The 10,291-nt window shown below is 64.5% G+C and carries 14 protein-coding genes, 1 tRNA gene and 1 pseudogene; 8 read left to right on the forward strand and 8 right to left on the reverse strand.

All coding sequences use genetic code 11. The features are described from left to right. Nucleotides 1-114 precede the first annotated feature (114 nt). Nucleotides 115-600 carry a cupin domain-containing protein gene (locus Q0S16_RS08895; protein ID WP_295847186.1) on the forward strand — a complete coding sequence of 162 codons (486 nt, stop codon included), beginning with the start codon at nucleotides 115-117 and terminating at the stop codon, nucleotides 598-600. Between the two features lie 51 nt (nucleotides 601-651). On the opposite strand, the gene Q0S16_RS08900 is transcribed toward Q0S16_RS08895, so the two are convergent. Continuing rightward, nucleotides 652-996, reverse strand: a complete 345-nt coding sequence (locus tag Q0S16_RS08900) for a DUF6481 family protein (RefSeq protein WP_295847189.1) — start codon at nucleotides 994-996, stop codon at nucleotides 652-654. A gap of 233 nt (nucleotides 997-1,229) precedes the next feature. Here Q0S16_RS08900 and Q0S16_RS08905 point away from each other — a divergent pair, with 233 nt between their 5' ends. From Q0S16_RS08905 to Q0S16_RS08915, 3 genes are all read left to right on the forward strand, one after another. Continuing rightward, entirely contained in the window at nucleotides 1,230-1,442 is a 213-nt protein-coding gene (locus tag Q0S16_RS08905) for a hypothetical protein (protein ID WP_295847218.1), read from the forward strand. 140 nt (nucleotides 1,443-1,582) lie between these two features. Beyond that, on the forward strand, nucleotides 1,583-1,744 hold the full coding sequence (locus tag Q0S16_RS08910; RefSeq protein WP_295847191.1) for a hypothetical protein: 162 nt from the start codon (nucleotides 1,583-1,585) through the stop codon (nucleotides 1,742-1,744). A 100-nt stretch (nucleotides 1,745-1,844) separates the two neighbouring features. Next, nucleotides 1,845-2,309 carry an FKBP-type peptidyl-prolyl cis-trans isomerase gene (locus Q0S16_RS08915; protein ID WP_295847193.1) on the forward strand — a complete coding sequence of 155 codons (465 nt, stop codon included), beginning with the start codon at nucleotides 1,845-1,847 and terminating at the stop codon, nucleotides 2,307-2,309. A gap of 39 nt (nucleotides 2,310-2,348) precedes the next feature. On the opposite strand, the gene Q0S16_RS08920 is transcribed toward Q0S16_RS08915, so the two are convergent. The 6 genes from Q0S16_RS08920 to Q0S16_RS08945 all read right to left on the reverse strand — a co-directional run bounded on the left by Q0S16_RS08920 (nucleotide 2,349) and on the right by Q0S16_RS08945 (nucleotide 6,333). Further along, nucleotides 2,349-3,317 carry a TRAP transporter substrate-binding protein gene (locus Q0S16_RS08920; RefSeq protein ID WP_295847195.1) on the reverse strand — a complete coding sequence of 323 codons (969 nt, stop codon included), beginning with the start codon at nucleotides 3,315-3,317 and terminating at the stop codon, nucleotides 2,349-2,351. Between the two features lie 51 nt (nucleotides 3,318-3,368). Further along, nucleotides 3,369-4,259 carry an FkbM family methyltransferase gene (locus Q0S16_RS08925; RefSeq protein WP_295847198.1) on the reverse strand — a complete coding sequence of 297 codons (891 nt, stop codon included), beginning with the start codon at nucleotides 4,257-4,259 and terminating at the stop codon, nucleotides 3,369-3,371. A gap of 145 nt (nucleotides 4,260-4,404) precedes the next feature. Beyond that, a complete protein-coding gene (locus tag Q0S16_RS08930) occupies nucleotides 4,405-4,599 on the reverse strand; it encodes a hypothetical protein (protein WP_295847199.1) in 195 nt (64 codons plus the stop codon). A 222-nt stretch (nucleotides 4,600-4,821) separates the two neighbouring features. Further along, nucleotides 4,822-5,079: a hypothetical protein gene (locus Q0S16_RS08935; protein WP_295847201.1), complete on the reverse strand. Its 258-nt coding sequence runs from the start codon at nucleotides 5,077-5,079 to the stop codon at nucleotides 4,822-4,824. Beyond that, a complete protein-coding gene (locus Q0S16_RS08940) occupies nucleotides 5,045-5,284 on the reverse strand; it encodes a hypothetical protein (protein ID WP_295847205.1) in 240 nt (79 codons plus the stop codon). The genes Q0S16_RS08935 and Q0S16_RS08940 overlap by 35 nt, the downstream gene beginning before the upstream one ends. Next, on the reverse strand, nucleotides 5,281-6,333 hold the full coding sequence (locus Q0S16_RS08945) for a polysaccharide deacetylase family protein (RefSeq protein ID WP_295847208.1): 1,053 nt from the start codon (nucleotides 6,331-6,333) through the stop codon (nucleotides 5,281-5,283). Before Q0S16_RS08945 ends, Q0S16_RS08940 begins: the two co-directional genes overlap by 4 nt. 264 nt (nucleotides 6,334-6,597) lie before the next feature. Between Q0S16_RS08945 and Q0S16_RS08950 the strand changes: the two genes are divergently transcribed. The 3 genes from Q0S16_RS08950 to Q0S16_RS08960 all read left to right on the forward strand — a co-directional run bounded on the left by Q0S16_RS08950 (nucleotide 6,598) and on the right by Q0S16_RS08960 (nucleotide 7,563). Further along, nucleotides 6,598-6,674, forward strand: a tRNA-Arg gene (locus Q0S16_RS08950). Between the two features lie 99 nt (nucleotides 6,675-6,773). Continuing rightward, nucleotides 6,774-7,169 (forward strand): type II toxin-antitoxin system RelE/ParE family toxin, encoded by a 396-nt coding sequence (locus tag Q0S16_RS08955; RefSeq protein ID WP_295847211.1) that lies wholly within the window; start codon nucleotides 6,774-6,776, stop codon nucleotides 7,167-7,169. A gap of 19 nt (nucleotides 7,170-7,188) precedes the next feature. After that, nucleotides 7,189-7,563, forward strand: a complete 375-nt coding sequence (locus Q0S16_RS08960) for an XRE family transcriptional regulator (RefSeq protein WP_295847214.1) — start codon at nucleotides 7,189-7,191, stop codon at nucleotides 7,561-7,563. A gap of 358 nt (nucleotides 7,564-7,921) precedes the next feature. Here the strand turns inward: Q0S16_RS08960 and Q0S16_RS08965 are convergent, their stop codons facing one another. Next, nucleotides 7,922-8,425, reverse strand: a complete 504-nt coding sequence (locus tag Q0S16_RS08965) for a hypothetical protein (RefSeq protein ID WP_295847216.1) — start codon at nucleotides 8,423-8,425, stop codon at nucleotides 7,922-7,924. A 283-nt stretch (nucleotides 8,426-8,708) separates the two neighbouring features. Here Q0S16_RS08965 and Q0S16_RS08970 point away from each other — a divergent pair. Further along, a pseudogene (locus Q0S16_RS08970) lies at nucleotides 8,709-10,291 on the forward strand (alpha-2-macroglobulin family protein); the annotation flags it as partial.

Consider the following 10,291-nt stretch of genomic DNA (forward strand, 5'->3'; position numbering starts at 1 on the left):
ACAGGCAGCAAGCCGGCTTCGTCGAAGCGGCTTGCTGCCTGTCGTGATCGTCATTGCTGCCATCACGACGCGCAGATAGCCTGGCGCCATACAAACAAGATGGGGGAGGCTATGATGAGAAACGATCGAGGCGTCGTCGCGGCGCTGGGTCTGGCGGTGGTGTTACTGTTGCCGGGGGCTACGGCCCGGGCCGCCACCGATGAGATGGGCTTCGTGCGCATCCAGCAGGGCGAGGAAGTCTGGAAGAATCCGTTCGGTGTCGGCGTCGAAGTGGCCACGCTATATGGCGACCCCTCCAAGCCCGGGATCTATGTGCTGCGGATCAAGTGGCCGCCCGGCATCATGAGCAAGCCGCACAAGCACCCGGAAGATCGCCATGTCGTGGTGCTGTCGGGCGCCTGGTACACCGGCACGGGCGATGTCTTCGAGCCGGCGAAGGCGATCCCGATGCGGACCGGAGGATACATGGTGCATCCCGCCGGCGCGGTGCATTGGGACGGCACCCGGGAAGAGGGCGCCGTGATCCAGATCACCGGCTACGGCCCCAGCGGCAATAATTTTGTCAAGCCGGACGAGCCGCAATTCGGCAAAACCAACTAGTCGGCGCAGCCCGATCGGTCGGCGTGCCATCACGATGGCACGCCAGAAGGCTTACTTGCGCTTCTTGCGGGCGGCGTAGCGGGCGTCGCGGGCCGCCTTCTTTTCGGCTTCCAGCGCCACTTCGGCGGCGGCGGCCTCTTCCTTCTCGCGGGCCATGCGGGCCGCGGCTTCGGCGGCTTCCTCGGCTTCGCGGATTTTCTGCGCGGCCTTTTCGGCGTCGCGGACCAGCTTGGCCTTGGCGCGCGCGGCGGCCTGCGCCTCGCGCTCGGCGGCACGCGCCTTCACGGCAGGATCATCGGGGCCCGGCTGCGATTTGAACTTGGTCAGAATGTTCTTCTTGGCTTCGATCGCCGCCTTCTGGCGATCTGCGAAGCTGGGTTCCTTGAATCCGCTCATGAACGAGGCCTTGTCGCTTTCTTCGTTTGGGGTGGGCTATCGCCGGCCAGCCCGCCGACCGGCGAGGCCGAAGCGCGACTGAACGCTGATGCGGTTTACAGCCGCCAGCGTCGCAACGCATCAACTATCTGCGATTCTTGGCAAGGTTACGCCAGGCGCGGCCCGCCGGGCCTGATATGCCCCCCAACCGCATCGGTTGATCCACGTATGGATGCCCAGCCGCCGAATCAGCGATGCAGCGGAATCGAACCGATGGGCGGCCGATCGGGCTGTCGGGGGCTGCCATGGCCGCGCAAAACATCGCCATCGACGCCGTGCTGCTGCTGACCGGCTGCGATCGCGTCGCGCTGACACGCCTGATCCGGCGCCTGTATCATTGCGGCGTGAGGGATCCGAAGCGTTTCACCTTCAAGGGCTTGCAGTTCGCAGCGAAGGTGATTTCTTAACCTTTGACCGGCCGGTAAAATCCGCCCCCTGTTCGTTCTCCGGGAACAAACAGGCATCGTTGAACCCGCTATCCCGCGACAACGACCCAGCAGGAACTTTCCGTGCCGCGGGGAGTTTTCCGTGAAATTGGGGAGCGTCCATGCAAGCAGCCATCGACAACGTCGCACAGTCGTTCATCCTGAAGCGGCCGATTCCGGCCGAGCAGGCGGACATCAGCCGCGAGCAGGCCAGCCGGCTGGCGATGCAATTGCTGGAGAATTACCAGCGTCAGTTGGGACAACGCGTCACCCGGCCCGACTAACCCCGCGCCGGCTGTTGCGATTTCGCCCCGGGGCTTGCACCTTGACCCGTCCGCGGGCCATAGCTTCGCGCGACGTTCGTCCATCCCGTCAGGAGTCCTAATGAACCTTTTTCAGCGCGCCGGCGCCACGGCGGCGATCGCCCTCGGCGCGGCGCTTGGCTCTTTCGCATTCGACAGCTCCACCTCCACCGCAATGGCCCAGGCCGCAGGAAAACTCATGACCACAGCATCCGGATTGAAGATCGAAGACAGCCAGGTCGGCACCGGCGTCAGCCCGACGCGCGGCCAGACCTGTGTCATGCACTATACCGGCTGGCTGTATGAGAACGGCGTCAAGGGCAAGAAGTTCGACTCCTCGCTCGACCGCAACGAGCCGTTCGAATTTCCGATCGGCATGTCGCGGGTGATCAAGGGCTGGGACGAAGGCGTCGCCACCATGAAGGTCGGCGGCAAGCGCACGCTGATCATTCCGCCCGATCTCGGCTATGGCGCGCGCGGCGCCGGCGGCGCGATCCCGCCGAATGCGACGCTGATCTTCGAGGTCGAACTGCTCGGCGTCAAATAACAACCTTCGCGCCGTCCGGCCCGATCGCGCGGTGCGTTGTCAGGACTGCGCGATCCGCTTCAACAAATTGCGCGAAAACTCCTCGCCGGCGAATTCGTCGGTGAGGGGCGCGGCCCTGGCGATAAATGGCGCCTTGTCGGGGCGCCCGAATTTCACCCCCATCGCTTCGACCTGGCTGCGCGACTGCGCCTCGAATGCCGACCACAGCCTGTTCATGTGGTGATGCGACGCCCACGCCGCTTCATGGACAATATCGCGCTGGCTTGGCGTCATTGCCGCCAGGCGCCCGGCGCCGATCAGCAGCACATCTGGAATCATGGTGTGTTCGTCGAACGAATAATGCGTCGCCACCTCGGCATGACGGCCGATGATCAGCGCCGTCACGCTGTTCTCCGCGCCATCCACCACGCCCGACTTCAGCGCCACATAGACATTGCTCCAGGCCAGTTCGACGGCTTCGGCGCCGAACAGGCGCAGTAGCCGGGCCATCATCACCGAGGACTGGATGCGGATCTTCAACCCCTTGAGGTCGTCGGGATGATCGATCGGTCTCTGGCCGTAGAAGCTGCGCGCGCCGGCGTCATAATAGGTCAGGCCGACCAGCCCCGAGGCCGCCGTCGTGGCAAGCACGTCGCGGCCGACCTGGTTCGACGTCACCGCCAGCCAGTGCGCACGGTCGCGAAACGAAAACGGCAGATCGAGCACCTTGTAGGCCGGGTGAAACCGCTCCATCAGGCTGGCGCTGACCTTCAGCAGATCCAGCTTGCCGGCCTGCACCTGCGACAAAAGATCGGCTTCCTGGCCGAGCTGGCCGTCGGCGAACAGCGTGATCTCGATCTCGCCCTGCGATTGCTGCCGCGCCAGATCGGCGAAGTGCTGCATGGCGGGATGCACGGGATGGCTGACCGGCAGTCCATGCGCCAGCCGCAGCCGTAACGGTTCGGCGCGCAGCACGGCCGGGCAGGCCATGGTCAGTCCAGCGGTCAGCAACAGGCGCCGGGAAAGCATCGGGGACCTCCGCTTGGCTTCTGCCGCACCCTACGTCGTCGCGGCCCGGCTTTAAAGGGTCTGGTCGGTCCGGGTCGGCGGTTTGGCCTGCAGCATCGCGACGTAGCGATTCTTCGCATCGGCCGAAACCTCGCCGCGGCTGGCGAGGTGATGAATGCAGTTCAGCGCCAGGTCGAACGAGCGGTAGCCATGATGCGCGATCAGCGCGAGATGCTTGAGCTGCTCGCTGTCCATGGTGTCGGCGTGAATGAAGTTCCTGACATAGACGAGGTCCGCCTCGATCAGCTGGTTGATCGCCGCGGCCGGATCCGGCCCCAGCATCGGCGCGATCATCTTCTTGTTGATCGCCGCGAACATGTGCGGAATGAAGCCGAGGCTGCGCAGTTCGAGATCGATCTCGCCGAACACCGGCTGCTTCTCATAGAGCGGCACGAACGAGACCTCGGTCTGGATGACGACCGCCCGGGCCAGCTTGCCGCGGCCATGCTTGAACACCGATAATTCCGAGCCCTGGATGTCGATCTTCAGGAAATCGATCGCATCGATCTCGGCGATGTCATCGAGCCGCCTGGTCGGCAGCTGGACCTGCTCGACGACGCGGCCGAGTTCGGAAAAATTCGGAAAATGCATCAGCGTCTGGGCATCGGGCTGCAGCAGGCTGGCAAAGCCCAGGCCGCGGCAGATCCGGAGCGTGTGCTCGAGCCCGTCGCCGACGGCAAAGGGCAGATAGGTTTCGAGGTCGCTCTTCGCCGCGTTGAGCCGGAGCAGCGCCTGCGGATGCGGATCGAAGCCGGTAACGCGGCACAGGCGCTGCCGCAGCATCGACTTGTAGGGCGGGTCGCCATCGATCGGATTGGCGCCGATATCGACCACCGACGTCAGCCGCGCCGGCCGCGGCAGGCCGGTGAGTTCGTCATCGCGGGGGCGGCTCGGCTGTCGCATCGGCACCTTTGTAAGTCGGTGCGCGACCATGCGTGTTAGGTGGTTTTATTACAGCGCGTCAGAACGTCGCATCGATATCCGGCAATAGCGGCGGTGGCCCGGCAACGCCTCGGGCAGGCCGGATCAGCGCCGCGGCGCGACTCGTCTACAGCTTCTTGATCGCGCGCTTGGCGGCGAGTTCGGCGGCTTCCTCGGTGTCGCAATCATCCTCGGTGACGAAGCCGATCATGTCCTTGCCCTTGATGGTCGAGCCGGGATTGACCTTGGGGCTGATCGATGCGCGCCACAGCCCCGGCCGTCGCTGAAACGTCAGGATGGTGAACAGCGATGCGTCGGCCATGGTGGTCCATTCGATAAGCGGGCGCGATCGCCGGACTGGCTGGTGCTCCGCGGCGGGGGTGTAGCCTGTCACCGCGGCCTCAGCAATCGATCCGGCCTGCAACCGCCGGGAGCAGTACCGGATTGATCCAAAGCGGTGCTGGACGTTGCCGGGCCAGCCTATATTCGCCAATGCGGGGAACAGCTTGGGCGTGAAGCCGACGACCGCCGGTCGTGATGTCGGCTAGCGGACAGCGACCATCTGCAGGGTGATGCCGCTGCGCAACGCCAGGCCGCCGGAAATCTGCGCGGCAAAGACGAAGGCGGCGATAACGACAGGAATCGAGAGAAAGCGGAGCAACTGGCTGGGTGAGATCACGGCACGGCCTCGATGGATGCAATGCACCAGTCGTGACCGCTTATGGTTAATGATTGGTTGATAAATACCTATGGCGATGGCGGCGAGGCTATTTTCCCTTGCGCGGCCGGTGGCGGCCGGCATCCATCGGGTCACCGATGGTCTTGGTTTTGGTGAACTGGCATTTGGGACACAGGAACGTCAGCCGCTGCGAGCCGTTCGGGCCGGGCTCGCGGCGGGTGACCTCCATCCGCCCGCGGCACATCGCGCAGCGTGGCGGCTTTTCCGCTGGGGGCGAATCGGCCGGTGGTTCGGGCGGCATGGCGGCGCGGATCGCGGCGGCGCTCAATTGGCGCCGCTGACGGTGCGAATCACGCCGGCCAGCGGCTTGGCGGTGCTGGTCCGGGCGGGCGCCATCAGGGTGGCGACCGCGGCGTCGTAGTCGGGCAGGGTGACCGCGGTGTCCTTGGCACGGATGTGCACGACCTTGTAGCCGCCGGCCTTGAGCTGCAGCAGCAGCTCCGGCAGCGCCTGCGCGGTCGACTTCTGGAAATCATGCATCAGGATGATGCCCTTGCCGGTCTTCTTCAGCTTGGCCATCACGCCGGTGATCAGCACGTCCGGCTTGTGGATGCGGAAATCCTCGGAATCGACGTCGATCGAAAACGCCGCGATGTTGCGCTGGCCGAGATAGGCTTTCAGCTCGGCGGTCTGGCGCAGCTGCGGAAAGCGGAAGAACGGTGCGATCGGCTGGCCGGCGGCCAGCGCCACGGCGCTAAAACCCTTTTCGATCTCGTCCTTGGCTTCCTGCGGCGGCTTGATCGCCAGGTTGACGTGGCTCCAGGTGTGCGAGCCGACGGTATGGCCGCGGGCCAGCACCTGCTTGAGGATTTCCGGGTGCCAGCTGGCATGTTTGCCGACCGGGAAGAACACCGCCTTCAGGCATTGCGCGTCGAGCGCCGCCAGCACCGCCGGGGTGTTCACCGGCCACGGGCCGTCATCGAAGGTCAGCACCACTTCGCCGGGCTGCAGGAAGTCGTAATCGCGGTATTGCGACATGCCGAGGCCGGGGCCGCCGGTGGTATCGATCTCGACCGTGCGGGCGATGCCCAGCGCGTTCGGATTGGCGCAGGCCGCCGGCGCCGCGACAGCGCTGTCAGTCGGGCGCGTCGAACCGGCCGGCTGGATTCCGGGCGCCGCGGCGGGCGCGCTGGTCTTGTCGGATTCGGGCTTCGGCCAGCGCGCGGCGATGCTGCCGGTGGTCAATTCGGTGGGTTCATTCCTGGCGGTCGTGCCCGCTATTGTCTGGCTGCCCGAGCCGATCCGACCCACGGCATAGCCGACCGCCGACATCGCCACCAACATCACGCCCGCCGCCGCAACCGTACCTTTACGCATACTCAACTCCCGCCGCGGCCCTGCCGCTTTGGGTAGACGTTCGACGAAAATGGTTAAGCGGGGGTTGTCGCGCGGTGTGCCGCGGCAATTTTGCTCAGTATTCGCCGGCGGTTGCGTGGCCGTCGGGCAAGCGGCGCGTCCGCCGCCCGCAACGTCCCAGCCGGGCGGGCACCATCAGGACGCCAAACCGGGCGCCAAAAATCCGTGGATCAGCCCCGGGGCGGGGGCGGATTTTTCCGGCCGGCAGTGCTATGAAGCCGCGACGGTCCCATAGCTCAACTGGATAGAGTAACGGATTTCTACTCCGTGGGTTGCAGGTTCGATTCCTGCTGGGATCGCCAGAATCCGGATTGACGATCCGAATGTTATTCTTCGCGTGAGCTCACCCGACCGCTAAATATGGCGTTGAAACCATATGCATCCTATGCCATGATTTGGCGATGGGATGGGTGGTCCTTTTTCACACCGACTTCGTTTCCGAGTTTGAACGCCTGCCCGATGCCGTGCAGGACGATCTGCTCGCGCGCGTCGGCGTGATCGAGGAACTTGGGCCAGAACTCGGGCGCCCCACGGTCGATACGCTGGTTTCCTCGTCTTTCCCGAACATGAAAGAAATTCGGTTCAATTGCGACGGCGTGTGGCGTTTTGCTTTTGCCTTCGACGCCGCTCGCGCGGCCATCATTCTGTGTGGCGGCAACAAAGAGGCTGTCGATCAAAAGAAATTTTACAAAAAGCTGATCGCGTTGGCCGACGTCAGATTTGCATCCCACATGAAAGAGACAACGGGAGATTTGAAAAAATCTGAAAGACCAGCACCAGCGAGCAAGCCGGAATAGCGAAAGGATGGAAAACGACATGAAAACCGCCGCGGAAATTCGCGCCCGTATGCCCACCGCCAGACGAGAGAAAATCGCGGCACGGACTCAAGAACTCCTTGCGCAGGAGATGACGTTGCGGGACTTGCGAAAGGCACAAAAACTGACGCAAGAGCAGATGGCGACGGCCCTGAATATCGGACAGGACGGCGTGTCCCGGATCGAGAAGCGCAGCGATTTCCTGCTCTCAACCTTGCGTACCTACATTGGTGCAATGGGTGGATCGCTCGAACTGGTCGTGAGCTTTCCTGGTCGAGCCCCCGTGTCGCTTTCGTCACTCGGCGAGATCGCCTCGACCTCTTCCGATAAGTCCACCGGTCAAAAACACAAACGACCCGTTCTCGGTAAAACCTGACAGTGCCCGCGTTCAGAACGCTTGCGTCAATCACGTTGTCCGCGGTTCCGGCTCGACGAGAGCATGATCGTTAATCGTTGCATCATGTCCCGGACATGATGCATGGCGCCCGCTTGGTCGAGGTGCTTCGCAGAGCCGGGACGCTGGCAATCGCTGGTATTCGCCAAGGTCCCGTTTCTGCGAAGCCGCTCGTTGCGCGTCGTCGCGTCCGGGACAAGTACGCTCCAGTGCAATCCGTTACGATCAAACTCTAGCCTGAACATTCCGCTGACGGTGGTCGTCAAATAATTTATTAGTTCACAGAACACCTGAAGGGTGTGTTTGGACGAGGTTGACGTCCTGGACAATCGTGCGACGATCACCGCGTCTTGCCGCGCCCGCCGGGCGCCTTGGGACTATCGGCGGCACCGGGTTTCATTTCCTCGGGGGTGACACGGCAGTCGCTGTTTCGGTCATGCTCGAGGATGAATTCGCTCGGTTTGTCGACGAATTCCTGATGCGTGACGCGGCCGTCCTGGTTCTCGTCGAAATAGCCGAAATCGGCCTCGGCGAAAAAGGTATTGGGGCGGCGGATGCTGGCGAATTCGCTGGCATCGAGCCGCCCGTCGCGGTTGCGGTCGGCGACAGCGAACCAGCGCTCCAGATAGCTTGTCCATTCCGCGCAGGTGAACACACCGTCGCCATCGGCATCCCAGGCTTCCGGCCCGCTGCCCGATGGCCCGTCGGATAACGCGCGGGACGACGCTTTCGGCACCGGGGCGGCAGAGGCCGGGGGAAGGCTGCCGAGCAGGCAGCACCCGGCCGCGAGGAGGCCGGCGAGGCGAAGGGTTGGGCGATACACGGGCTTCCTTCCGGACGACACGGTGGCAACGCCGCCATCAAGCCGGAAAATCGGTTGAAAATGCGCTCGGCAAAGACGGTTTTGTTACCGTATGTGTTGGCGCCCGCGCACGGCGCGGCGGTCGGGGATCTGACGATCGCGGCGAACCTGTTGCCGCGCCGGCGCGACCAACCCCCAGCGCGGCTTTGCTTTGGGACGGCAGCCCCGCCATGATAGGGCTTGGTCTGGTTCTGGCGGTCATGAGTCCATCACCATGCTGCGCATGTCTGGACGTGAAGCGTCGCTCGTCCGCAGGGAGTTTTCGATGATCGGTTTGGTTCGCGCCGTCAGCCTGTGCGCCGCTCTGGCGTTCGGTCTGGTCTCCGCCCAGGCGGCCGACAAGGCCTTCAAACGCGATGAGCTCGCGGATGCCGCGGTCAAGCTGGAGGCGCAGATCAAGACCGAGGCGGGCGTCGTTGCCAGGCCGGCGGCGACGTTGCGAACCGATGCCGACGCCGCCTTTCGCCGCGGCGACTACCGCGCCGGGCTGACCACGCTCGGCCAGATCGTGGCGACGGCGCCGGACGACAGCGGCAACTGGCTGCGGCTGGCGCGGACGATCGTCCAGATCCGGCCGGCCACCTCGACCGAGACCACCTTCCTGCTGGAGCGCGCCTCCACCGCCGCCTACATCGCCTATCAGCGCGCCGGCAATGCCGGCGAGGAGGCCGAGGCGCTGGCCGTGCTGGGCCGCGCGATGGCCGATCGCAAGCTGTGGCGCCCGGCGCTGGACACGCTGCGGCTGTCGCTGGAGCTGCGCGAGGTCGCCGACATCCGCGGCCAGTATGAGCGGCTGCGCGACGACCACGGCTTCAAGCTGCTGGATTACACCGTGGACTCGGATTCCGCCTCGCCGCGGGCCTGTTTCCAGTTCTCCGAGGACCTCGCCAAGCGCGTCGATTTCGCGCCGTATGTGTCGCTGGCCGGCAGCGACAAGCCCGCGGTCACGTCGGAGGAGAAGCAGCTCTGCGTCGAGGGCCTCAAACATGGCGAGCGTTACAATATCAATCTGCGCGCCGGCCTGCCGTCGACGGTGAAGGAGAGCCTGCCGAAATCGGCCGAGTTCAACATCTACGTCCGCGACCGCAAACCCTTCGTGCGCTTCACCGGCCGCGCCTATGTGCTGCCGCGCAGCGGCCAGCAGGGCATTCCCGTGGTCTCGGTCAACACCCAGGCGGTGAATGTCAGCGTGTTCCGGATCGGCGACCGCAACCTGATCAACACGGTGATCGGGAGCGACTTCCAGACCCAGCTCAGCAAGTACCAGCTCGACAGCCTCGGCGACGAGCGCGGCATCAAGGTCTGGAGCGGCGAGCTGGCCACCGCCTCGACGCTCAACGCCGAGATCACCACCGCCTTCCCGGTCGATCAGGCGATCGGCGAATTGAAGCCGGGCGTCTATGTGATGAGCGCCGCCGCCAAGGGACCGGGGGCCGCCAATGGCGATGATGACGGCACGCTGGCGACGCAGTGGTTCATCGTCTCCGACATGGGCCTCACCGCCTTTTCCGGCAATGACGGCATCCACGTCTTCGTCAATTCGCTGGCTTCGACCGAGCCGACCGGCAAGGTCGACGTCCGGCTGCTGGCGCGCAACAACGAGATACTCGCCACGAAGAAGACCGACGATTCCGGCCATGTGCTGTTCGAGGCAGGCCTCGCCCGCGGCGAGGGCGGGTTGTCGCCGGCGCTGCTCACCGTCACCGGCGACAAGGGCGACTACGCTTTTCTGAGCCTGAAATCCAACGCCTTCGATCTCAGCGATCGCGGCGTGACCGGCCGCGCGGTGCCGGCCGGCGCTGACGCCTTTGTCTATGCCGAGCGCGGCGTCTATCGCTCCGGCGAGAC

The organism is Tardiphaga sp., from assembly GCF_025356345.1.
In the GTDB taxonomy this organism is placed as follows: Bacteria; Pseudomonadota; Alphaproteobacteria; order Rhizobiales; family Xanthobacteraceae; genus Tardiphaga.

Excerpts from the sequence above, each read along its gene's own strand:
- Q0S16_RS08935 (WP_295847201.1), bottom strand. The coding sequence starts at position 5,079 with ATGCCGGCCGCCACCGGCCGCGCAAGGGAAAATAGCCTCGCCGCCATC.
- Q0S16_RS08920 (WP_295847195.1), bottom strand. The coding sequence starts at position 3,317 with ATGCTTTCCCGGCGCCTGTTGCTGACCGCTGGACTGACCATGGCCTGC.
- Q0S16_RS08945 (WP_295847208.1), bottom strand. The coding sequence starts at position 6,333 with ATGCGTAAAGGTACGGTTGCGGCGGCGGGCGTGATGTTGGTGGCGATG.
- Q0S16_RS08900 (WP_295847189.1), bottom strand. The coding sequence starts at position 996 with ATGAGCGGATTCAAGGAACCCAGCTTCGCAGATCGCCAGAAGGCGGCG.
- Q0S16_RS08915 (WP_295847193.1), top strand. The coding sequence starts at position 1,845 with ATGAACCTTTTTCAGCGCGCCGGCGCCACGGCGGCGATCGCCCTCGGC.
- Q0S16_RS08925 (WP_295847198.1), bottom strand. The coding sequence starts at position 4,259 with ATGCGACAGCCGAGCCGCCCCCGCGATGACGAACTCACCGGCCTGCCG.
- Q0S16_RS08930 (WP_295847199.1), bottom strand. The coding sequence starts at position 4,599 with ATGGCCGACGCATCGCTGTTCACCATCCTGACGTTTCAGCGACGGCCG.
- Q0S16_RS08955 (WP_295847211.1), top strand. The coding sequence starts at position 6,774 with ATGGGATGGGTGGTCCTTTTTCACACCGACTTCGTTTCCGAGTTTGAA.
- Q0S16_RS08895 (WP_295847186.1), top strand. The coding sequence starts at position 115 with ATGAGAAACGATCGAGGCGTCGTCGCGGCGCTGGGTCTGGCGGTGGTG.
- Q0S16_RS08910 (WP_295847191.1), top strand. The coding sequence starts at position 1,583 with ATGCAAGCAGCCATCGACAACGTCGCACAGTCGTTCATCCTGAAGCGG.
- Q0S16_RS08905 (WP_295847218.1), top strand. The coding sequence starts at position 1,230 with ATGCAGCGGAATCGAACCGATGGGCGGCCGATCGGGCTGTCGGGGGCT.
- Q0S16_RS08960 (WP_295847214.1), top strand. The coding sequence starts at position 7,189 with ATGAAAACCGCCGCGGAAATTCGCGCCCGTATGCCCACCGCCAGACGA.